19 protein-coding genes are annotated in these 21,532 nt (G+C 72.1%); 11 read left to right on the plus strand and 8 right to left on the minus strand.

Annotated elements, in window-relative coordinates; all coding sequences use genetic code 11:
- The first annotated feature begins 194 nt into the window (after positions 1-194).
- A complete protein-coding gene (locus AB0H52_RS05020) occupies positions 195-599 on the plus strand; it encodes a transposase (protein ID WP_357945346.1) in 405 nt (134 codons plus the stop codon).
- 70 nt (positions 600-669) lie between these two features.
- Positions 670-1,755 carry a Gfo/Idh/MocA family oxidoreductase gene (locus AB0H52_RS05025; RefSeq protein ID WP_151491173.1) on the plus strand — a complete coding sequence of 362 codons (1,086 nt, stop codon included), beginning with the start codon at positions 670-672 and terminating at the stop codon, positions 1,753-1,755.
- A 12-nt stretch (positions 1,756-1,767) separates the two neighbouring features.
- Here the strand turns inward: AB0H52_RS05025 and AB0H52_RS05030 are convergent, their stop codons facing one another.
- Positions 1,768-2,703: a hypothetical protein gene (locus AB0H52_RS05030; RefSeq protein WP_151491174.1), complete on the minus strand. Its 936-nt coding sequence runs from the start codon at positions 2,701-2,703 to the stop codon at positions 1,768-1,770.
- A gap of 275 nt (positions 2,704-2,978) precedes the next feature.
- Here AB0H52_RS05030 and AB0H52_RS05035 point away from each other — a divergent pair, with 275 nt between their 5' ends.
- Positions 2,979-3,986: a hypothetical protein gene (locus tag AB0H52_RS05035; protein WP_151491175.1), complete on the plus strand. Its 1,008-nt coding sequence runs from the start codon at positions 2,979-2,981 to the stop codon at positions 3,984-3,986.
- Positions 3,987-4,042: 56 nt separating this feature from the next.
- Here the strand turns inward: AB0H52_RS05035 and AB0H52_RS05040 are convergent, their stop codons facing one another.
- Together AB0H52_RS05040 and AB0H52_RS05045 are read right to left on the minus strand one after the other, a co-directional pair.
- Positions 4,043-4,819, minus strand: a complete 777-nt coding sequence (locus tag AB0H52_RS05040; RefSeq protein ID WP_357945350.1) for a DUF4352 domain-containing protein — start codon at positions 4,817-4,819, stop codon at positions 4,043-4,045.
- A 317-nt stretch (positions 4,820-5,136) separates the two neighbouring features.
- Positions 5,137-5,793 (minus strand): 4'-phosphopantetheinyl transferase superfamily protein, encoded by a 657-nt coding sequence (locus AB0H52_RS05045; protein ID WP_151491177.1) that lies wholly within the window; start codon positions 5,791-5,793, stop codon positions 5,137-5,139.
- Between the two features lie 184 nt (positions 5,794-5,977).
- On the opposite strand from AB0H52_RS05045, the gene AB0H52_RS05050 reads away from it, so the two are divergent.
- A complete protein-coding gene (locus AB0H52_RS05050) occupies positions 5,978-6,247 on the plus strand; it encodes a hypothetical protein (RefSeq protein WP_151491178.1) in 270 nt (89 codons plus the stop codon).
- 52 nt (positions 6,248-6,299) lie between these two features.
- Here AB0H52_RS05050 and AB0H52_RS05055 read toward each other — a convergent pair whose 3' ends face one another.
- From AB0H52_RS05055 to AB0H52_RS05065, 3 genes are all read right to left on the minus strand, one after another.
- Positions 6,300-7,082, minus strand: a complete 783-nt coding sequence (locus tag AB0H52_RS05055; protein ID WP_151491179.1) for a peptidase — start codon at positions 7,080-7,082, stop codon at positions 6,300-6,302.
- Positions 7,082-8,368 carry a VWA domain-containing protein gene (locus AB0H52_RS05060; protein WP_357945354.1) on the minus strand — a complete coding sequence of 429 codons (1,287 nt, stop codon included), beginning with the start codon at positions 8,366-8,368 and terminating at the stop codon, positions 7,082-7,084. Before AB0H52_RS05060 ends, AB0H52_RS05055 begins: the two co-directional genes overlap by 1 nt.
- Positions 8,369-8,722: 354 nt before the next feature.
- Positions 8,723-10,384 (minus strand): phospholipid carrier-dependent glycosyltransferase, encoded by a 1,662-nt coding sequence (locus AB0H52_RS05065; RefSeq protein WP_225854625.1) that lies wholly within the window; start codon positions 10,382-10,384, stop codon positions 8,723-8,725.
- Between the two features lie 132 nt (positions 10,385-10,516).
- Here AB0H52_RS05065 and rsmI point away from each other — a divergent pair, with 132 nt between their 5' ends.
- The 3 genes from rsmI (at position 10,517) to AB0H52_RS05080 (ending at position 14,130) form a co-directional block, all read left to right on the plus strand.
- Positions 10,517-11,365 (plus strand): 16S rRNA (cytidine(1402)-2'-O)-methyltransferase, encoded by an 849-nt coding sequence (rsmI, locus tag AB0H52_RS05070; RefSeq protein WP_151491182.1) that lies wholly within the window; start codon positions 10,517-10,519, stop codon positions 11,363-11,365.
- A 913-nt stretch (positions 11,366-12,278) separates the two neighbouring features.
- A complete protein-coding gene (locus tag AB0H52_RS05075) occupies positions 12,279-12,512 on the plus strand; it encodes a hypothetical protein (RefSeq protein ID WP_357945357.1) in 234 nt (77 codons plus the stop codon).
- 313 nt (positions 12,513-12,825) lie between these two features.
- A complete protein-coding gene (locus tag AB0H52_RS05080) occupies positions 12,826-14,130 on the plus strand; it encodes a hypothetical protein (protein WP_151491183.1) in 1,305 nt (434 codons plus the stop codon).
- 9 nt (positions 14,131-14,139) lie between these two features.
- On the opposite strand, the gene AB0H52_RS05085 is transcribed toward AB0H52_RS05080, so the two are convergent.
- Positions 14,140-15,252, minus strand: a complete 1,113-nt coding sequence (locus AB0H52_RS05085) for a hypothetical protein (protein ID WP_357945360.1) — start codon at positions 15,250-15,252, stop codon at positions 14,140-14,142.
- Between the two features lie 158 nt (positions 15,253-15,410).
- On the opposite strand from AB0H52_RS05085, the gene metG reads away from it, so the two are divergent.
- On the plus strand, positions 15,411-17,213 hold the full coding sequence (gene metG / locus AB0H52_RS05090) for a methionine--tRNA ligase (RefSeq protein WP_151491398.1): 1,803 nt from the start codon (positions 15,411-15,413) through the stop codon (positions 17,211-17,213).
- 46 nt (positions 17,214-17,259) lie between these two features.
- On the opposite strand, the gene AB0H52_RS05095 is transcribed toward metG, so the two are convergent.
- Complete coding sequence (locus tag AB0H52_RS05095; protein ID WP_151491399.1) at positions 17,260-18,507, minus strand: hypothetical protein; 1,248 nt, start codon at positions 18,505-18,507, stop codon at positions 17,260-17,262.
- Positions 18,508-18,632: 125 nt separating this feature from the next.
- Here AB0H52_RS05095 and AB0H52_RS05100 point away from each other — a divergent pair, with 125 nt between their 5' ends.
- The 3 genes from AB0H52_RS05100 to AB0H52_RS05110 all read left to right on the plus strand — a co-directional run bounded on the left by AB0H52_RS05100 (position 18,633) and on the right by AB0H52_RS05110 (position 21,432).
- A complete protein-coding gene (locus tag AB0H52_RS05100) occupies positions 18,633-19,532 on the plus strand; it encodes a TatD family hydrolase (protein WP_151491400.1) in 900 nt (299 codons plus the stop codon).
- Positions 19,526-20,395: a 16S rRNA (adenine(1518)-N(6)/adenine(1519)-N(6))-dimethyltransferase RsmA gene (gene rsmA / locus AB0H52_RS05105; protein ID WP_151491401.1), complete on the plus strand. Its 870-nt coding sequence runs from the start codon at positions 19,526-19,528 to the stop codon at positions 20,393-20,395. The genes AB0H52_RS05100 and rsmA overlap by 7 nt, the downstream gene beginning before the upstream one ends.
- 86 nt (positions 20,396-20,481) lie before the next feature.
- A complete protein-coding gene (locus tag AB0H52_RS05110) occupies positions 20,482-21,432 on the plus strand; it encodes a 4-(cytidine 5'-diphospho)-2-C-methyl-D-erythritol kinase (RefSeq protein ID WP_357945364.1) in 951 nt (316 codons plus the stop codon).
- Positions 21,433-21,532: the final 100 nt, after the last annotated feature.

Here is a 21,532-nt window from a genome sequence, read left to right on the forward strand (position 1 = left end):
CGGTACGCGACACCGTTCGGGCGCGCAGACCATAGCGACACGGTATCGACCATCAAGACAACGACACGCCGGATGGGTTGTTACCTCCCGGTTTGAACCCTGCATCTCGACTGCTTTGAGTCCCTGTCCTGGTGACACGGCCACCCGCGCTGACCTGCGGAAACGCATCCGCCTAGTGACACGCCCTACCGCCTATGCGAGACCACGTCCGTGCAGGTCAGGGGCCACTTTTGTGTCACAGGACCGCTCAGTTGCTGCGGAACGCAGGCGACGGGATCCTGCTGATCAGTGACAAAGGCTTCGCCTCCAAGCCGTTCGAGCGGCAGCTGGCCGAACAGGGCATCGAACTGCTCCGACCATCGCGCAAGAAGGAGAAGACCCGCTACGGCGAACCGATGCTCAAGAAGGTCCGACAGCTGATCGAATCCGTCAACGACACCCTCAAAGGCCAGCTTGACCTGGAACAACACGGCGGACGAACCTTCACCGGCGTCGCCGTACGCGTCGCCCAACGCCTCCTCGCCATGGCCGCCGCGATCTGGCACAACAACAAGACCAGCGCACCCGTCACCCGGTCACTGATCGCCTACGACCACTGACCGGAATTCGGAACAACTCGTCTAGCGAGGAGAAACGGCTAGCATCCGGATCTCGACGTGAGGAGCCCGGATGACAGCCGCCACCCAGACCCGGTTCGGCCTCGTCGGCAGTGGCTGGCGGGGTGAGTTCTTCCTCCGCCTGGCGGGGCTGTTGCCGGAGCGGTTCCGCGCGACCGGCGTGGTCACGCGTACCGGATCGCGCGGTGACGCCGTGACGGCCCGGTGGGGTGTGCGAACGTTCCGTACGACGGCCGACCTTCTCGCCCACGAGCGGCCGGACTTCGTCATCGTGTCGGTGCCCTGGTCGGTGACGCCCGACGCGACCCGTGAGCTGGTCGCGGCCGGCGTGCCGGTGCTCGCCGAGACACCACCCGCGCCCGATGTGGCGGGGCTGCGGTCGCTCTGGTCCGACGTCGGCGGCAGCGGCCTGGTGCAGGTGGCCGAGCAGTACCTGCTGATGCCCGGGCATGCGGCCCGCCTGGAGGTGATCCGCGCCGGGGTGCTCGGCGAGCCGACCTCCGTCCAGCTGTCGTCGACGCACCTGTATCACGCGGTATCGCTGATCCGTGGTCTGCTCGGCGTCGGGTACGACACCGCCGAGGTCAACGCACGGGCGTTCGTCGCGCCGCTGGCCAACCCGTTGTCGCCGGACGGCTGGAGCGGTGACGCCACCCCGCAGCAGCTCACCACCACCCTCGCGACGATCGACTTCGGTGGGCGGATGGGGCTCTACGACTTCACCGACAACCAGTGGTGGAATCCGCTGCGTACCCGTCGGCTGGTGGTCCGGGGGTCACTCGGCGAACTGGTGGACGACCGGGTCGTCCGTCTGGTCGACCCGACCACACCGGTGGAGTCCGCCCTGGTGCGGCGGCAGACCGGTCTGGACCTGAACCTGGAAGGGCTCGACCTGAAGCACATCAGCTTCGACGGCCGGGTGGTCTACCGCAATCCGTTCGTCGGCAGTGGATTGTCCGACGACGACCTCGCGGTGGCCGACATCATGGCGCGTACCGGCGCCTGGGCGCGGGAGGAGGGTCCGGCACCCTACCCGCTGGCCGAAGCCTGCCAGGATCACCTGATCAGCCTCGCCATCGAGGAGTCGGTACGCACCGGTCAGCCGGTCGTCACCGCCGAGGAGTCGTGGGCGCGGTAGCCCTCCGTCCGGCTAGTCGTCCTGCTCCCAGCTCGGCCGGCGCTGCCGTGCCACCTCCGCCTGACTCGTCGCCTGCGGGGTCCATCCCTCATGCGGCAGCAGGATCTGCGGGTAGACCTCGCCGAACCCGATCACGAAGGCGACTACGTCGATGATCACGTGGGTGGTCCGCGCGGCGTAGATGGAGATGCGGTCGGTGCTCCAGTTGACGCCGGACATGAACGCGTTCGACACGGTCTGGTTGGTCTCGAAATTGATCGTCGAGAACGACGTCGGGCGCGGCAGGCCGGCCGGGAAGATCTGCAGGAAGCTGCCCGCGACCGAACCGGTGACCGTCACGTTGCCGAACACCGCGTCGGCGATGAAGACGTAGCCCGCGAGGGTGACCTCGATCGTCCGACCGCCCAGCAGTCGGCCCGTGCTGTCCAGGTCGCCCGGGGCGGCCAGGCCGCCGGGATCGTGGATGTTGACGCGCCCCTGTGGCGTGCGGGTGTCGAGGACCCGTTGCGGTATGACCGGCACGATCCGGTTGGAGTTGGCGCTGGTGTGGACCCGGTCCACGAAGCCGTAGTGGCGGTAGTTGCCGGAGGCCGCCCAGATGGTGCCGGTGGTGTCCATGCCGATCGAGCCGATTTCGGCCTGGGCGGAGAGCCCGGTCCCGTTGGGTGCCAGGCGCAGGGTGGGTGCGGTCAGCGCCTTGCCGTTGGGGCCGGTGGTCACCTTGGCGTTCGCCAGCCGCAGGGTGGCGGTGTCGGAGGAACTGCGGAGCGTGGTGGCGCTGCCGGCGTCGTTGTCCGCACCCTGGAGCACGGGATCGCCCGGGTCGGCCTCGGCCGAGGCGGCGGTCGCCGCGGCGGTCACGCCGGCGCCGGCCAGCCCGGCGGCGACGGTTCCGGCCCGCCGCAGCAGACGGCGGCGGTCGACGGTGTTGTCCTGGTCCCTGTTCATCCGGGCCCCCGAAAGGTATTGACAGTGTTCGACATGGCTGATACTCGTCCCCTTCGTTGTCGGCCGCATCGCCCGAACGGCCCCCGGGGCATCAGCCCTGCCCGGAGGGCGCCCACGCCGCCCTCGGTGACACCCCGGCCGTCCATAACAGACCGAAGGTCCGGCGCGTCGACTGTGTCTCTCATCCGATCCATGGCAACCATCGGCCGTGCTCGGCGTGTGTATCGGATACCACTTCGACGCCCGGAGTATCCGGGCACACACGGGGAGTAGAAATGACTCGTACCGCTCGACGCAGGATCCTCGGTGGCGTCGCCGCCGGACTGCTCGCCACCTCGCTCGGCCTCGCCGTCTCCGGCACGGCGACCGCCGCGACCGCCGGACCCGTCGGCGCCTGCACGATCAGCCCGCTGCCGTACCCGGCCGACACGTACCGTGCCGACGCGAACGCCGTCGACCCGACCGGACGCTTCGTCGCCGGTTCCGCCCTGCGGGTCAGTGACAGCGGCAACCAGCCACTGCTGCTGGTCTGGGACCGGGACCAGCTCACGACCGTCGAGTCGCCGACCGACGGCGACGTCGTCGACGTCAACGCGTACGGCGTCGTCGTCGGCAACGGCTGGGTCAACGGCATCGGCCAGCCGTGGAGGTACCGCGACGGCCGGTTCGAGCAGCTGCCGGTGGTGCCGTCCGACGGCATCTTCGTCACGGCCATCAACAAGGCCGGCGACATCGTCGGTCACGGCTCGAACAGCGCGACCGGGGAGTATTTCGCGTTGCGTTGGCCGGCCGCCCGGCCGGCTACCGTCGAGGTGCTCGACGCCCCGGCCGGTGCCGCACCGGTGGCGATCACCGCGAACGGCACCATCGTGGGCAACGCCGGCGAGTGGGGTAGCTGGTCCGCCTGGGTCCGTCGGCCGGGCGGCCGGATCGAGGCACTCGGCGCGCCGGGTGCCCGCACGACGGTGGCCGTCGCGGCGGCGGGGCACTGGGCCGTCGGCCAGGCGGATCTGGGCGGCGAGGGCGGCCCGGTGGACGTGCGGTGGGACCTTCGGGACGGCTCCTACACGGCACTCGACCCGCGGCTGGAATGGGTGACGGACGTCAACAACAAGGGCGTGGTCGTGGGCGGCGACCGGGTGGTTCGTGGCGCGACGTCCCGCGTCCTGCCGGGTGGCGGTGACCGGGTGACCATCGGTGCGCGTTCGATCTCCGACACGGGCACCATCGTGGGCTTCCGCAACGGCGACCGGGTCACCCCGGTCCGCTGGACGGGCTGCTGACCCGACTCACCAACGGCGTGGGGCCGGCCCGCCAGGGGTCGGCCCCACGCCTGGGGTCACGGCTTCCAGGAACCGGCGGTCTCGAACTGGTGCTGGTACTCCAGCACCCCCGAGGTGTCGTGGACGTCGAACACGACGCTGCCGGTCTGCCGGGTGCCGGCGGTCAGGTCGTTGCCGGCGGGCATCGGTTTGCCGCAGCCGGAGAACGCTCCGCCGATCGCGTTCGTCTCGGTGCCGTCCGCGGCGACCCACTGGAAGGAGAGCGGGTTCGTCGCTGCGGTGCCCTTGGTCACGGTCACCGTCACGTCGGCGATCACGTACATGCCCTCGTCCGGCTTGAGACCGTACGACTTGCAGGGCTTGGTCGCGGTGCTGAACTTCGTCACGGTGATCTCGACGGTGCCGTCGTCACCATCGATGACCAGGGTGTCGCCGGCGGACATGTTCCGGGTGTCGCCGTTTGCCGAGCGTGGGGTCGACTTCGGCGCGGCGGCCGGCGGCCGCCCGACACCCCGGGTGACACCCGGCGTGGGCAGCGCGTCGGTCACCTCGTTCGCGGCCCGGTTCGCGCCGATCACCACCGCGACGATGCCGCCGGCGCAGCAGAGCAGGGTGAGTACGGCAGCCGTGACCGCGACGGCCACGACGGTCCTCTTGGAACTCTTCGGCTGGACGGGCGGCGGCATCGTGAGCGGATAGCCCGGCCCGCCGGCTGCCGGGTACGCGCCACCGGAGAACGGGGGCTGCGGCCACGCCTGGTCGGGTGGTGCCGTGCTGGCGTACGGCGGCGGTGGCACGGTCTGCGGCGCCCACTGGCTCGGTACGGCCGTCACCGGCGACCCCGGGACCGGAGGCGCGGAGACCGGAGGCGCGGAGACCGGAGGCGCGGAGGCCGGAGGCGCGGAGGCCGGAGGCGCGGACACCGGCGGCTGCGGTGTCGCCGGGTTCGGCTGCGTCGGCGGTTCCGGGTTCGGCTGCTGGCGGTCCTGCGGCCCGACGGGGGGCTGGGGGTGGGTCACCGTACTCCTTGACGCCTCGGTACGTGCGGTTCGGGAACCCGCCGACGTTACCGTGCGTCGCCCACCCTCCTGTCGTCGCGCCGGATCGCGTCCACCCCCGGCGGGATCCACCAGGGTGGACGGTGGGAACGTCAGCGCAGCGGAAGGACGGCCGCGGTACGGATCAGCCCCTCGGCGACCACGAAGCGACCGCTGATCGTGGACGGCGGATCGGCGACGTCGGCCGCGTCCAGCCGGGCCGGAGCGATCCGAGCCGTGAACGTGCCGGCGTCGGGATCCACCTCCAGCCGGGCGTCGTGGAAGTCCAGCCAGCTGCCGACGACCGGGTACCAAACCTTGTAGACGGTCTCCTTGGCACTGAACAGCACGACCGGCCAGGAGATGCCGGCGGGCAGCCGCGCGCACGTCTCCTCCTCCTCGGGCAGCAGCACGAGTCGTCGTACTCCGGCGTTGATCTCGCGGTGTTGCTCGGCGTCCATCCCGACGGACCGGATGTCGGTGCGGCGCGCCGCGGCGGCGGCGCAGTAGCCGGTGGTGTGGGTGATGCTGCCGATCATCCCGGCCGGCCAGACGGGCGCGCGGTCGGCGGCGGCCGGGACGGCCGTCGGCGGTAGGCCGAGGCTGGCCATGGCCCGCCGGGCGCAGACCCGCCCGGCCGTGAAGTCCCGTCGGCGGGTCTGTACCGCCTGCTCGCCGAGGCACGCCTGTTCGGCGGCGAGCAGTTCCCCGGCCCAGTCGTCGGGGCCGGCGACCGCCACGGCGACCGTCGGCGGCAAAAGGTCACGCACGGTCGCCACCTACTGACGGGTAGGAAGGAGGCGTCCGGCCGATCGTCAAATTTCCGACTCCCACGACGGGAGAAGCTACCGCAAAGATGTAACACCGGAGGGACGTGTCGCGCTCTCCTGATGGCTCCGGGGGGACCACCATCAACATCTGGCTAGCCCCGTATACGTCTGGAGAGGACCTGCGATGACCGATGGTGCCCGATCGCCGGGGGGACGGGTTGACGACCACGCCCCGACGACCCCCGGCTGGAGCTGCGGCTCCTGCGGGGACGAGTGGCCGTGCGCGACGAAGCGTGGTCGGCTGCTGGCGGAGTACGGCGGCGACCGGGCGATGCTCAGCGTCTATCTGGGCTCGTGTCTCGCCGCCGCCACGGAGGATCTGCGTGCCGCCCCGGTGATGTCGCTGCAGGATCGGTTCATCGGCTGGCTGCCACGCGGCTCCCGACGGGTCTGAACACGCCGGTGGCCCCGCCGTCGGGCGGGGCCACCGGGCGGGGCGGGTCGGTTCAGACCCGCCGGGGCCGCCGGGTCAGGGCGAAGCCGACCACGCCGGCCACGGCGGCGAGCACGCCGCCGACGCCGGTCCAGATCCAGCGCGAGCCGAGATCCGGCAGCCAGTCCGTCGGCCAGTCACTGTCCTCGTCGGCCTCAGCGTCCACCGGGGGTACGGCGTTGAGCACCGTGCCCGCCTTGGTGTTGGGCACCAGGGGTGCGGCCAACTCACCGTCGTCGGCCGAGGCGCCCCGGTCGGCGACGGTGCCGACCAGCAGGTCCACGTCGATCGGCGCGCCCAGGTCCGGCTCCGGCAGGTCGATCACGGAGAGCCGGATGACGTACGTGCCGGGCAGCGGGTCGCCCGACCAAGGCTCGGCCCACGGCCGCACCTCGCGCAGCGTGCAGCCCAGCGTCACGCTCGACGCCTGCGCGTCCACGGTCGGGGTCTGCGCCCCGGCGGTGCACGCCTGACGCCGGCGCAGTCCGTCGAACACGTCGACGGTCCAGGTGGAGGCGCCGCCGCGTGCCTTCGGGAAGGTGACGGTGGCGTTGATCTCGTGCACCTGGCCGGCCGTCGCCGGGAACGACCAGTAGAGGTGGTCGCCGACCGAGGCGTCCACCCGTACCGGCTGCCCGGCGGTGATCGGGGTGGCGGTGAGGAACGAGGTGCCGGCCCGGTTCACCGGCGTGGCGCCCGGCGAGGGCGTCGGTGCGGCGACGGCCGCCGCGGGCAGCAGTGCGGACCCACCGGCGGCGAACAGCGCGGCCAGCGTCCGGAGCAGTGCGGTACGCATCAGTTCTCCCTCCAGGTGGCGACCCACCAGCGGGTGAGCAGGCCGGCAAGCAGGCCGGTGAGCAGTCCGGCCACGGTGAGCAGGGCGAGCAGCACCCAGCCCCGGCCGAGGTCCGGCCCGTTCGGTGCGGGTGCGGCGGCGACCACGTCGATGGTCAGCTCCACCGGCATGCCCGGGGTCGCGGCGGTGCCGGGACGCGCGGCGAACGAGTTGCTCACCACCAGGCACATGGTGGTGGGCTCCACGACCGGCGCCGAGGTCTGCTCGGCCTCGTCGGCGTCCTCGTCGTCGGCGGTGGCCGACCAGCGCAGCCCGGCGGAGAGCGCGTCGGCCCGTCCGCTGCCGGCGTCCGCGCCACGGACCAGTTCCCGACCGTCTGTGGCGGTGGCCCGCAGCAGCACGCCGTAGTCCCGGTTCACCGGCCGGTCCAGCGCCATGCTCACCGACGCGCGCAGCTCCTGTCCGGGGCGTACCGGCACCCGGTACCAGCGGTGCTCGGAGAACGCCTCCCGGTCGGCGTACACGCCGGGTGCGAGCAGCGGCGCCGAGTCGCAGGCGTTCGCACCGCCGACGACGGTCGGCGCGCGGGTGTGCGTGTCGCCGGCACGCTCAACGAGCTGTTTGATCCGGTCGGTCAGCTCCTCGGCGCTCTGCGCGGCCGTGTAGGTGCCGCCGGTCGCGCCGGCGATGCACAGCAGCTGCCGGCGGACCTTCTCGTCGGGCGCCAGGCCGAGCGTGTCGACCACCAGGCTGGTGCCCTTGGCGGCCAGCTCCCGGGCCACCTCGCACGGGTCCGGTGGGGCGCAGGTGTCCTCCCCGTCGGTGATCAGCACGATCCGGCGGGTGGTGGCGCCGGTGCCCAGGTCCTCCGCGGCGGACCGCAGTGCGAGCCCGACCGGTGTGAACCCGGTCGGCCGCAGTGTCGCGACCGCCGCCTTGGCCGCGGACCGGTCGACCGTGCCGACCGGCACGATCTGTTGTGTGTCCTGGCAGCCGACCTTCTTGTCCTTGCCCCGGTAGGTCGCGCCGAGCACCCGGATGCCGAGCTGGGTTTCCTCCGGCAGTGCGTCGACCACCTCGTTGAACGCCTGCTGCGCGACCGAGATCCGGCTGCGCCCGTCGATGTCGGCGGCCCGCATCGAGCCGCTGACGTCGAGCACCAGTTCGACCCGGGGCGGCTCGGCCACCGGCTCCTCGTCGTCGGCCCCCGCCGGGGCCGGCCCGCTCAGCGCGGTGGTCGCCAGCAGTCCGAGGAGGACGGCCGTCGATCGTCTGAAGTTGATCACGGCCCGCAGTGTAGTGAGATCCACTTTGGATGATCACTGGGGTGGCGGGGTTCGAGACCAGTGCCCCGATCAGGGCGCGGACCGGCGCGTCCCGCGCTCTGGGTCCACGGTGGCTCACCCTCGGTCAACTGCCGAAAGACAACTAACGGTCCGGGCGCCATCCGTCGGAAATCTGACCCAAGTTGACCCGTTGTGCCGGTGGTGCGCCGTGGTTAAGCTCTTCATGCGCGCCCCAATCGCCCGCTTCCCCCGTGGCAGGCGATCGGGGCGCGCGTCTTTGTGCAACGGGCCCACACGCTCCAGAGCGTGTGGGCCCGTTTCTGTCGCGCTGAGCGGCGCGTCGCCTGCCGATGCCTATATCCAGCGACCGTCCAGCCACATCCGGGCCAGCCAGTCCGAGTACGGGATGAGTTTGCCGACGAAGATCGGATAGAAGTACGCGAAGCACAGCGCCACCAGCAGCACGTACGCCCCGGCCGCGATGCTGCCGACCAGCCGGCGTTCGTAACCCGGGTCGCCCGGCACGAGCGGAGCCACCTCACCGACCTCGCCGCCGGCCGGGGCGATCAGCGCACCCAGCACGTACACCACGGCGAGCACCAGGAACGGCAGCGCCGGCGCGGTGTAGAACGAGAACATCGTCCGGCCGTCGAGGGCGAACCAGAACCAGGGCAGCAGCCCCGCCGCCACGCTGAGCAGGATCGCGCCGGCCCGCCAGTCCCGGCGGGCCACGCCCAGCCAGACCAGCGCCACCAGCGCGGGCAGGAACGACCACCACAGCAGCGGGGTGCCGAGCAGCAGGATCTCGGAGGCGCAGCTCGGCGCGCCGCAGGCGCCGTCACCGGACCAGTGGAACGCCACCGGGCGACCCAGCAGCAGCCACTGCCACGGCCACGACTGATACTTGTGCGCGTCGTCGAGTTGGGCGTGGAAGCCGTACGCCGCCCGGTGGTACTCGAACAGGTTGATCAGCGGACCGACCACTGGGGCGTCGCTGAGCGGGGCGTTCGGGTAGGACGACGCGAGCCGGTAGTAGCCGTCGTCGCTGAGCAGCCAGCCCGACCAGGTGGCCAGATAGGTGCCCACCATGACCACGCCGGCCAGCACCAGCCAAGGCAGCTCGTCGAGCAGGGTGTCCCGCCAGGGCCGGCGGACCCCCGCCGAACGGCGGACGCCGACCTCCCAGAGGATCACCAGCAGCGCGAAGGCCGGCACGAAGTACAGACCGCTCCACTTCACCGCGCAGGCGCAGCCGAGTAGCACCCCGGCCGCCAGCCGCCACCACGGCCAGGTGCGCCAGCCGCCCGGTGGCCGGCCGGCGCGGCCCGGCCGGCTCGGGTCGAGCCCGTCGTCCAGTGCCCGCGCCCAGCGCCGACGCCGGGCGTCCCGGTCGAGCACCAGAGCACCGAAGGCGGCCAGCACGAAGAAGAGCAGGAAGATGTCGAGCAGCGCCGCGCGGGACAGCACCAGGTGGAAGCCGTCCAGGGCGAGCAGCAGGCCGGCCGCGCAGCCCAGCACCGTCGAACGGAACATCCGCCGGCCGATGCGGACGAGCAGCAGCACCGACAGCGTGCCGATCACGGCGGCCGAGAACCGCCAGCCGAACTCCGGCGCGGTGGTGAACAGGTGCCCGGGGACGGTGACCCGTGAATCGGCGTCCTGGTAGCCGAAGGCCCACTCGCCGACGCCGATCAGCCACTTGCCCAGCGGCGGGTGCACCACGTACGACGGGACGTTGTCCTTGTAGTTCCACTCGACACCACGGCTGATCAGCCCGTAGGCGTCCTTCGCGTAGTACGTCTCGTCGAAGATCTTGCCCGTGGGGCTGGACAGGCCGACGAAGCGCAGGATCGCCGCGATGGCCACCACCACGGCGGTGGCGAGCCACGAGTAGTGGTCCAGTCGGCCGTCGACGGTGGCGAACCGTCTGCGGACCACGGCGGCCACACCGCCACCGCCGGCACGCGGTGTGGTGGGCTCCGCATCGGGGCTGTGGTCGGTCGTCACCTCGACCATCTTTGCCGGGTCGGCGCTCGGGCTCTGCGCTGTCGACGCACTCGTCACCCGGCGATCGTAGGCTGCCAAGGTGTCCGGTGGCGCCCGTCGTCCCTGATACCGGTATCCGCTGTCGATGAAGGAGACGAATTCGTGGGTGAAATGTCCGAAGCTGGACGCCTGATCCTGCTCGGCGCCCCGCTCGGCAACCCCGCCGACGCCTCGACCCGGTTCCGGGAGGTGCTCGCCAGCGCCGACGTGGTGGCCGCCGAGGACACGCGTCGCCTCACCCGGCTGGCCCGCGACCTCGACATCACCATCGGCGGCCGGATCGTCTCCTACTTCGAGGGCAACGAGGAGCGCCGCACCCCCGAGCTGGTCGAGGTCATCCTCGGTGGATACGTGGTCGCGCTGGTCACCGACGGCGGGATGCCCAGCGTCTCCGACCCCGGCTACCGGCTGGTCCGCGCCGCGCTCGACGTCGGCGCGCCGGTCACCGTGGCACCCGGGCCCAGCGCGGTGACCACCGCCCTGGCCGTCTCCGGGCTGCCCTGCGACCGGTTCTGCTTCGAGGGTTTCCTGCCTCGTACCCCCGGCGCCCGCCGGACCCGACTGCGGGCGCTCGCCGCCGAGGCGCGCACCCTCGTCTTCTTCGAGGCACCGCACCGGATCGGCGCGGCGCTCACCGACCTGGCCGACACCTTCGGCGCCGACCGGCCCGCCGCGCTCTGCCGGGAGCTCACCAAGACCTACGAGGAGGTGCTCCGCCGCCCGCTCGGCGACCTGGCCCGCTGGGCCGCCGAGGGGGAGCCGCGTGGAGAGATCACGCTGGTGGTGGCCGGTGCGCCGGTGACCCCGCAGGAGCGCCCCGACGACGACACCCTGCGCGCGGCGGTCGCCCAGCGGGAGGCGGCCGGCCGGTCGCGCCGGGACGCCATCACCGACGTCGCCACCGAGTACGCGCTGCGCCGCCGCGACGTCTACACGATCGTGCACAGCTGACCCGCGTCGCCAGCGTGACGCGGGTCCGTGCGGCGGCCGGCGTGATCCTCCGGGATCAGGCCGGCCGCGTGGCTGGTGGCCCGGCTGGCGTGCGGGAATAACCGCGTCGGGTGCCGACCGGGACCAGCCGTTCGCTTCTCAGGCCAACTGCTGAACCAGACGTGAGCGGATTCACGTTGGACGGGTACGTGGTATCACCCGACAGGAAGGAACTTTGACTGTGGATCCCAGGGAACAGGCGTTACGTAGACAGGCGTCACGTGAACAGGCGGTACAGGCGTTACGGCAGGTGCTGTTACACAAGGAGGAGGTGCGCCGCCAGCAGGAGTCACGCCGCCGGCAGGCGTTAAGTGATCAGGCGGAACGTGAGCGGGTGTTACGGGAGCTGCTGCCACTCAGGCAGGAGTGGTTATACCCCGAGGACTCGACCGTGAGGCGCGTGCCGAGGGAATACGAGCCCAATTTTCTAGTCTGGCGCCAGGAGAACAATGCAGTTCAGGAGCGGTTGGATAAGAGGTATCTGGCCGAAGCAGCCAGGACCGCTGCGAGACGCGAGGAAAGTGCGGAGTTGGAAAGGACCTGTTTGGCTGCCGCAAGCGCGGCACACCTGGCAAGTGCGGCGAGATTGCTCCGAGGCGAAGCGGCAGCGCTCGGGTCGACGGCACTGCCCTCGACCTCGTCACGATCGGCACTCACCAAACCGGCGGCGACGAATGTCTCTCGTGACCCGTCAGCCTCGGCCTCGAATCCGACTCGCCGATAAGGCCTGGACGAGTAAGTCCTAACGACCCTGGGTGGTGGAGATAGGCGAAGGTGTTGAGGGCCATTTTGTGACGACCGGCCCCAACACCCTTCTAACCGCACCGTCGGTGAAGGTCGATGGCTGTCTACGCGGAACTGGCTCATCCTGGCCGTGGCTCAGGCTCTGCTCGGCGTGCGGTCCGAAGCCCGCTGGCTGCGGTTCGCCCCGGGGGATCTGCCCAGGGCGTTCCCATACCTGCCCGGGCGGTCCGGCTGCAACAAGCGGTTGCGTGCGGTGGTGCCGCTGCTCAAGCGAGCGATCCGCGTGGTCGCGGCGGACACCGACCTGTGGACGGACACACCGTCCTCGACCTGGTCGGCGTCATCGGCGAACAGGTCCTGGTGAACCTGCTACCGGAACGCCGCGTCCGGACGAGAACCCGCATGATCAAACGCTCGAACTCCACGTACCAGGCCCGCAGACCGAACATCGACCGTCGCACTTACAGGCCCCCACCAACATTGACGTCATCACCGACGAACCTTGACGAACCAGCCGCCGCCCTAACTGAACGGCGTTGGGTCCTGGGTGATGGTGCAAAGCCCGGCGGCACTGGGGCCGTCCGGAAAGACGCGAGTATCCTGCGGTGAATTCTGGGTCTCGATCTGTTCATCAGGAGGCCGAAGGGTGTTTATCCCGGGTACCTAGCGTGTGGTGGATGATCGGCGAGAACAACGGCCAAGGAATCGCTGCGTCTGCCGCAGTCATGTCGTCACGGGAGTCCACCCCGGAGCCGCCGCGACCACTGACCCCGTTCCCTTCCGAGATGGTCCACCAGCTTGCGGCCGTCACGTCTGGTCCCGCGAAGCTGGTGAGCCTGCCGCCGGCTCCCGCCACGCCGCGGACGCCCACCCCGGTACCGACCCGGGCGCCGGAGCAGGCCACCGATTCGAGGTCAGCCGTCGCCACCGAGGCGCTTCAACCCCTTGAGGCCCCGCACGCGTGGCGCCAGGGCGGCGCTGCGGATGACCTCGAGCGGAATCAAGTCCGTCAGCCGGTACCAGCGGCGCGGAGCAGGGCTGGTGACGTCCCGAAGGCCGTTTTCGCCGCCCTCGCGACTGCCGGGCCGTTGCTGTCGACGGCTGGTCAGGACCGGGACGCGGTCGCCGGTGCCGTGGGCATGGCAAGCGCGACGGCAGTCGGGGACGCGATCAACGAGATCTGGAAGTGGGGCCGTGCCGCGAGCAGGTACGAGGTCAACGTGCCGAAGATCGCCGCAGGTGTGGTCATCGCCGGCGGCATCGTCGCCAACGCCGTAGGCGCACAAAAGGCCATGCATGTCGTACGCGCGGGCGGTTTGATCACGCAGTCCGCCGGCCTCGGCCTCAAGGGGGTCGGCGAGTGGTGGAAGTCGGAGAACGGCTGGAAACTGATCCCGGACGGCGACTACGCGAAGGCCGCTGGCGCCTTCTTCGCCGTCGCCGCCCCGATCCTGCAGAAGCGGGCCGTGGAGCTGCAGAGGCAGCTGGCGGAAACCGGCGTGGGATCACCCATTCCCTTCGCCGCGGCCTCGGCCGGTATGGCCGGATCAACTGCGGCGGGTGAATTTTTCAGCGAGGTCGGCAAGGGTTTCTTCGCGGACGGATTCACCCAGGGAATCAAGCTCGACAAGATCAACATTCCGAAGATCCTGGGTGGCTTCTTCGGGATGGTGGGCGCTGGCGTCATTGCCGCGGGCACGGCCACCGACAACCGCGCCGCGCGCATCGCCGGCTTCACCATTCAGGGGTTGGCCCTGCTCACCAAGGCGGTCGGTGAAGCCCACAAGTGGGAGAACCACCCGTGGGGCAGGCCGCAGAACTGGATCTCCACCCCTGTGCCGCAACAAGCCGGAGACATCGCGGCAGCGGCGACACTCACCGGCCGCCGTCCCACGGCCGGCCCGCCGCGGGGCTCTGACCAGAGACCTGCACGGGTCACTCACGATCACGGAAACTCGCCGGTCCGAGCCGCAGCACGCTGAGTCGGCGGCTCACCAGGCGGCGGCGAGGAAGCCGAGGGTGATCAGCGCCGGGCCGGCGAGGGCGGCGGCCACCGCCCAGCGACGGTGTCGCCGCCCCGGTAGTCGGGTCGACCCGGTCCATCGGGCGATGCCGGCGGCGCAGCCGATGACCATCAGCAGGCCGGGCAGCCAGCGCAGGTGCCGGCCGACGCCGGTGTCGGCGTACGCGGTGCCGCCGTCCGGGCCGGTCATCCGCGCCGGCAGCGAGGTTCCGGGTGCGTCCCGTCCGTCCGGTACGCCGCTGACCCGTACCCCGTGTGCCAGGAACCGCCCGTCGTCGGCCGTGAAGATCCCCCGGCACCGCTGGGTGAGCCCGCCGCCGGTGCAGTCGTCGATCAGCACCGTGCCGACGCGGGCGTGTCCGACCGCGAGCCAGAACGGGCCGGCGCTCACCCAGGCGAAGAAGGCCACCACCAGACTGAGCAGCACCAGCACGGTCAGCCCGGGCAGCGGGTCCGGCGGTCGGGGGGTACGCGCCGGCGAGCGGCGTCCCGCCGGCCCGGAACCGCGCTCCCGCTCCGGCGCGGCGTCCTCCCGGACCGGGGTGCCGTCCCAGTGCACCTGCTCGATCGGTGCCCAGAAGGCGCTGTCGTCGGTCGGCGCGTCGCCGTCGGAGGGGCGGGACCCCCGGTGCCACCGGCTCTGCTGCCGGACCGGCACCCGGCGGGGCACCGCGTCCACCGGCGCCCCCGTCGTCGGCTCCACCTCGACGACCTCCACCGGATCATGCCCGGTCGGCCCCGAGCCGGCCGCCGGGCCGGGTGGTGCGGGCCGGGCCGGGCTGGGTACCGGCGACGCCGGTGTGGGTCGGGCCGGGGTGGGTGCCGGCGCGGCGGGTGTCGGGCGGGCCGGGGTCGCAGCGAGCCCCGCCGCGCCGGCCCGCCCCGCTGGTGTGGGTCGCTGTTCCCCGGTGCGGGCCGGGCTCGGGCGCGCGTTGCTGCCCGGGTCGATGCCGGGCACCACCCGGGGCTGGGGCGCGACCCCGGCGCTCCGGGATCCACCGGCCCCGGAGCCGGCGTCGTCGTCCACCGCCGGCCCGGTGTGCCGGTCGTCGTGGTCCCGGGCCGCTCGTCTGCCAGTCACGACGTTCATTGCACACCGGTCGGGGAGGCGGAACGGGCAGCTCGGCCGCGTGTCGGCGACAAATCGGACCATTGGTCGAGGTCGCCGATCCGGTCCGCCGGCCCGGCACCCCCTATTGGTTCGCGGGCGCCCCGGACGGGTCACTAGGCTTGCTGCTCATGAGTCACGTTCTCGCGGCAGTGGCCTGGCCGTACGCCAACGGCCCCCGCCACATCGGCCACGTCTCCGGTTTCGGCGTTCCCTCCGACGTCTTCGCCCGGTACATGCGGATGGCCGGCCACGACGTGCTCATGGTCTCCGGCACCGACGAGCACGGCACCCCCATCCAGGTGCAGGCCGACGCCGACGGGGTCACCCCGCGCGAGCTGGCCGACCGGTACAACAGGGTGATCGTGGAGGACCTGCACGGTCTCGGCCTCTCCTACGACCTGTTCACCCGCACCACCACCCGCAACCACTACGCGGTGGTGCAGGAGCTGTTCGAGGGGATGTACCGCAACGGCTACATCGTGCCGAAGACCACCATGGGCGCGATCTCCCCGTCCACCGGGCGCACCCTGCCCGACCGGTACATCGAGGGCACCTGCCCGATCTGCGGGTACGACAGCGCGCGCGGCGACCAGTGCGACAACTGCGGCAACCAGCTCGACCCGATCGACCTGATCGACCCGAAGTCGCGGATCAACGGGGAGACCCCGAAGTTCGTCGAGACCGAGCACTTCTTCCTGGACCTGCCCGCCCTGGCCGAGGTGCTGCGGCAGTGGCTGGACACCCGGGACGGGTGGCGGCCCAACGTGCTGCGGTTCTCCCGCAACCTGCTCGACGACCTCCAGCCCCGGGCGATCACCCGGGACCTGGAGTGGGGCGTCCCGATCCCGCTGGACGGCTGGCGGGACCGGCCGGACAAGCGGATCTACGTGTGGTTCGACGCGGTGATCGGCTACCTGTCCGCGTCGATCGAGTGGGCCCGGCGCTCCGGCGACCCCGAGGCGTGGCGCAGGTGGTGGTCCGCCGACGGGCAGGGCAAGGACGCCCGGTCCTACTACTTCATGGGTAAGGACAACATCGTCTTCCACTCGGTGATCTGGCCGGCGCTGCTGTCCGGATACTCCGGCGAGGGCTCCCGCGACGGCGAGCCGGGCGAGCTGGGCCGGCTCAACCTGCCCACCGAGGTCGTCTCCAGCGAATACCTGACCATGGAGGGGCGCAAGTTCTCCTCGTCCCGCAAGGTGGTCATCTACGTCCGGGACTTCCTGGAGCGCTACGACGCCGACGCGCTGCGCTACTTCATCGCCGCCGCCGGTCCGGAGAGCAACGACACCGATTTCACCTGGGCCGAGTTCCTCCGGCGCAACAACGACGAGCTGGTCGCCGGCTGGGGCAACCTGGTCAACCGGTCCATCTCGCTGACGGCGAAGAACTTCGGCGCGATCCCGCCGGTCGACCCGGCCGGGCTCACCGAGGCCGACGAGGCGCTGCTCGCCGTGGCCCGGGCCGGCTTCACCACCGTCGGTGACCTGATCGGCCGGCACCGGCAGAAGCAGGCGATCGGCGAGGCGATGAGGGTGGTCGCCGAGGCCAACAAGTACCTGTCCGAACAGGCGCCGTGGAAGCTCAAGGACGAGGCCGACAAGCCCCGGATGGGCACCATCCTGCACGTCGCCCTCCAGGTGGTCAGCGACGCCAACACGCTGCTCACCCCGTTCCTGCCGCACTCCGCCCAGCAGGTGCACGAGCTGCTCGGCGGCACCGGTGTGCACGCGCCGATGCCGGTCATCGAGCAGGTCGACGACCTGGACGGCGGGCCGGGGTACCCGGTGCTGACCGGTGACTACACGGTCGGCGCGCGCTGGGAGTCGGTGCCGCTGGAGGCGGGTCGGCCGCTGGCCGCGCCGAAGCCGGTGTTCCGCAAGCTCGACCCGTCGATCGTCGACGAGGAGCTGGCCCGACTGGCCGGCTGAGCCGACGAGGCCGCGCGGCGGGAGGACGCCTCACCGCCGCGCGGCGTCACATCGCGTACCGGGTGTCCATCACCTGGTCGTCGGTCACCTCGGCGCCCGGTGCCCAGGTCTCGTAGACGCCGCGGTCGTGGCACTGCGCGCCGGTGGTGACCACCGCGTCCGGGTCCGGGAAGCGCAGCCGCAGCCGCAGCCAACCGGCCTCCTCGCGCAGCACCAGGCAGGGCACACCCCGCCATTGGGCGAACCGGAGCCGGCGGGCCACCGCGTCCACCGGGTAGCGCGCCGCCCGGGTCATCGCCAGCACCCGGAACCCGCCGGGCAGGTCCGCGACCGCCTCGTACTCGGTGTCACCGTGCAAGCCGACCAGTTGCGTGGAGCGCAGCGCGTCCCCGGTCGGCACGTACTCCTGGTCCGAGGAGAGACCCGGCACCGCGGCGAGCAGGTGCCGCCACTGCGGGCCGACCATGCGCAGCCAACCGCGCTGCTCGGCCTGGTAGGTGTAGAGCACCACCTCCACCCCCTCCGCCGGGTAGGCGAGCAGGGCGGCGTTCGCCGGCATCGGCAGGTCCGCGAAGTCCCGGGTGATGAACTCCGGGATGAGCTGGCCGTTGCTCGGCACGAAACCCGTGCCCAGCACCGGTGGGCCCAGCCGGTCCCGGGACGCCAACGCGGTCAGTCCCCGGTGCGCCTCGCCGGCAGGCACGTCGTAGTCGCCCGGGTCGGCGGCCCGCCAGCGCAGCGCGTACGCCACGTCGGAGCCGTCCCGGCCGACGTCGCCGTCGGTGCGCAGCACCGTGGTCGCAGTCTGCGTACGCAGGTGCGCCACGTCGTGTTCCCGGTAGCAGAAGCCGTGCGGCAGCCAGCCCCGCACGTACCCGGCGAGCTGGCGGGCGGAGAGCACCTTCACCATCCGGGTGCCCCGCCGGACGACCGCCGACGCGCGTGCCGCGACCAGCAGGGGATCCCCCGCGGCGGCCGGCTGCTGGCTGAGCTGGTGCAGCTGCGCCCAACCCCGCTCCCGGTGGGCGGGCATCATCAGCGGAGTCTCCGGCTCCTCGGCCGGTTGCGTCGCCCCGTGGACCGCGGTCACCTCGGTGACGTGCACGAATCGGCGCCACGGCAGGGCACTGCCCGGTCGGGGGGCCCACTCGAAGCCGGGCACCTCGTCGGCGCTGAACAGTTCGTACGCGGCGCCCCGGGCGACCTCCTCGGCCGGGTACACGCCGCCGCCGAACGCCACGCGCAGCCCGGTGCGCTCGCTGGCGGCACCGCTGGCCTGAGGGGTGACGCTCACGCCGCCGCCTCGCTCCTGTGCCTCATGGTTCGCTCGCTGCGCTCGCTCACCGGGCGACGGTAGAGTCGCGCGGCGTAGTCGAGGTGAACGCCGGGTGGCGGGCGGGTGGACAGCCCCGGTGTGTGATGCTGTCGCTGATGAGCGAGCCGACTGAAACCCGCCGCGAGCGTGCCGCCCGGCGGGCCGGAGAGTTCCCGCCCGCCCCCGAGCCGCTGCCCCGGCCGGTGCTGGACAGCCATACCCACCTGGACATCACGGTCAGCGAGGCCGGCGTGCCCGGCGGCGGGCCGGCCGACGACCCGGTCGCCGCGGCGGTCGCGGTGGCCGCGAAGGTCGGCGTGGACCGGCTGGTCCAGGTGGGCGTGGACGTCGCCTCCTCCCGGTGGGGCGCGGACAGCGCCGACGCGTACCCCGCGGTGCTGGCCACCGTGGCGCTGCATCCCAACGAGGCGCCCCGGCTGGCCGACCTCGACGAGGCGCTGCGGGAGATCGAGTCGCTGGCCGCCCGCGACCGGGTGCGGGGGATCGGCGAGACCGGGATGGACTTCTTTCGTACCGGCGACGAGGGCCGCGCCGCGCAGGAGGCCAGCTTCCGGGCGCACATCGCCATCGCCAAGCGGTACGACAAGGCGCTGGTCATCCACGACCGGGACGCGCACGCGGACGTGCTGCGGATCCTCGACGACGAGGGTGCCCCGGAGACGGTGGTGCTGCACTGCTTCTCCGGTGACGCCGAGTTCGCCCGCGAGTGCGTGCGCCGGGGCTACCTGCTCAGCTTCGCCGGCACCGTCACCTTCGGCAGCGCCACCGCGCTGCGCGAGGCCGCCGCGCTCACCCCGCTGGACCAGATCCTGGTGGAGACCGACGCCCCGTATCTCACCCCGACCCCGCACCGTGGCCGGCCGAACGCCTCGTACCTGATCCCGATCACGGTCCGCGCGCTCGCCGCGACCACCGGCGCCGACCTGGACGAGCTGTGCGCGGCCATCTCCGCCACCGGCGACCGGGCCTTCGGCCCGTGGTGAGCCTCCTCGGCCCGGCGGAGATCCGGGAACTCGCCGCCCGGCTGGGCGTCGCGCCCACCAAGAAGCTGGGCCAGAACTTCGTGCACGACCCGAACACGGTGCGCCGGATCGTCACCGCCGCCGGCCTGACCCCCGACGACGTGGTCCTGGAGGTCGGCCCGGGCCTCGGCTCGCTGACCCTGGGGCTGCTGCCGGTCGCCGGGCACGTACACGCCGTGGAGATCGACCCGGTGCTCGCCGGGGCACTGCCGGAGACCGTCGCCCGGCACGCCGGCGCGGACGCCGGCCGGCTCACCGTGCACCAGGCCGACGCGCTGCGCGTCGACGCCGCCGAGCTGGCCGACCCCGCACCGACCGCGCTGGTCGCGAACCTGCCCTACAACGTCGCCGTTCCGGTGGTGCTGCACCTGCTCGCCGAGCTGCCCAGCCTGCGGCACGGGTTGGTGATGGTGCAGAAGGAGGTCGCCGACCGGCTGGTCGCCGGTCCCGGCTCCAAGGTGTACGGCATCCCGTCGGTCAAGCTCGCCTGGTACGCGACGGCCCGCGGCGCCGGCCGGGTGCCGCCGAACGTGTTCTGGCCGGTGCCCAACGTCGACTCCGGCCTGGTCGCCTTCACCTGTCACGAACGGCCCCGCGCCGACGTACCCCGGGAGCGGGTCTTCGCCGTGGTGGACGCGGCGTTCGCGCAGCGTCGCAAGACCCTGCGCGCGGCGCTGGCCGGCTGGGCCGGCGGCGCCGACCGGGCCGCCGCCGCGCTCATCGCGGCCGGCGTCGACCCCGGCGCCCGGGGGGAGTCACTGACCGTCGACCAGTTCGCCGCCATCGCCGCGTCGGCTCCGGTCGGTACGCCGGCCGCGAAGTAGGCTGACGCCGTGCCTGCCGAGGACGCCGAGGAGCTGATCGTGGCCAAGCCGTTCGACATCCGCCTGCGCGGGCGGGACATCACCCCGTGACCGAGGCCTGGCGACCGGACGACGAGGACGAGCGACGTGGGGCCGTCGGCCCGGTGAAGGTGCGGGTGCCCGCGAAGGTCAACCTGCACCTCGGGGTGGGTCCGCTGCGCCGTGACGGCTACCACGAGCTGAACACCGTCTACCACGCCATCTCCATCTACGACGAGCTGACCGCCCGGCGGGGCGACACGCTGGCGTTGACCATGGAGGGGGAGGGCACCGGCGAGCTGGCCCTGGACGACTCCAACCTGGTGATCCGCGCCGCGTACGCCCTCGCCGGGTACGCCGGGGTCCTGCCGCACGCCCGTCTGCACCTGCGCAAGCAGATCCCCCTCGCCGGAGGGCTGGCCGGCGGCAGCGCCGACGCGGCCGCCGCGCTGGTGGCCTGCGACGCGCTGTGGGGCACCGGCCTGTCCCGTGACGAGCTGGCGGGGATCGCCGCCGACCTCGGCTCCGACGTGCCGTTCCTGATCTACGGGGGCACCGCGCTGGGCACCGGCCGGGGCGAGGCGGTCAGCCCCGTGCTGGTCCGCCCCACCTCCTGGCACTGGGTGGTGGCCATCGCCGACGGGGGCCTGTCCACCCCGGCCGCGTACCGCGAGTTGGACCGGCTGCGCGACTCCGGCGCCGCCGGTGACCCGCTGGGCAGCACCGACGCGCTGCTGGGCGCGCTGCGTCAGCGTGACCCCCGGGTCCTCGCCCGGACGCTCGGCAACGATCTTCAGGACGCCGCGCTGGCCATGCGCCCGGCGCTTGCCGACACCCTCAAGGCCGGCGAGGCGGCGGGCGCGCTCACCGGCATCGTGTCCGGCTCCGGCCCGACCTGCGTCTTCCTCGCCGCCGACGCCGCCAACGCCGAGCGGATCGCCGCCGAGCTGAGCAGCGCCGGCGTGTGCCGCCAGGCCCGGGTCGCACACGGCCCAGTAGCGGGCGCCCGCGTCATCTAACCCCCGTGCCACGGCGTCCCGGCGTCCCCGCCCCTGCTCCGCCGATCTTGCACTTTTGGTCGCCGAGATGACTGGAATGCCCCTTACGGCGCGACAGTAA

The sequence above is a fragment of the Micromonospora sp. NPDC050695 genome, assembly GCF_040654415.1.
Classification (GTDB): Bacteria; Actinomycetota; Actinomycetes; order Mycobacteriales; family Micromonosporaceae; genus Micromonospora.

Bases quoted from the DNA above. Each gene is read 5' to 3' on its own strand.
- AB0H52_RS05020 (WP_357945346.1), top strand. From the start codon at position 195: ATGCGAGACCACGTCCGTGCAGGTCAGGGGCCACTTTTGTGTCACAGG.
- AB0H52_RS05025 (WP_151491173.1), top strand. From the start codon at position 670: ATGACAGCCGCCACCCAGACCCGGTTCGGCCTCGTCGGCAGTGGCTGG.
- AB0H52_RS05030 (WP_151491174.1), bottom strand. From the start codon at position 2,703: ATGAACAGGGACCAGGACAACACCGTCGACCGCCGCCGTCTGCTGCGG.
- AB0H52_RS05035 (WP_151491175.1), top strand. From the start codon at position 2,979: ATGACTCGTACCGCTCGACGCAGGATCCTCGGTGGCGTCGCCGCCGGA.
- AB0H52_RS05050 (WP_151491178.1), top strand. From the start codon at position 5,978: ATGACCGATGGTGCCCGATCGCCGGGGGGACGGGTTGACGACCACGCC.
- AB0H52_RS05055 (WP_151491179.1), bottom strand. From the start codon at position 7,082: ATGCGTACCGCACTGCTCCGGACGCTGGCCGCGCTGTTCGCCGCCGGT.
- AB0H52_RS05065 (WP_225854625.1), bottom strand. From the start codon at position 10,384: ATGGTCGAGGTGACGACCGACCACAGCCCCGATGCGGAGCCCACCACA.
- AB0H52_RS05080 (WP_151491183.1), top strand. From the start codon at position 12,826: ATGATCGGCGAGAACAACGGCCAAGGAATCGCTGCGTCTGCCGCAGTC.
- metG (WP_151491398.1), top strand. From the start codon at position 15,411: ATGAGTCACGTTCTCGCGGCAGTGGCCTGGCCGTACGCCAACGGCCCC.
- AB0H52_RS05100 (WP_151491400.1), top strand. From the start codon at position 18,633: ATGCTGTCGCTGATGAGCGAGCCGACTGAAACCCGCCGCGAGCGTGCC.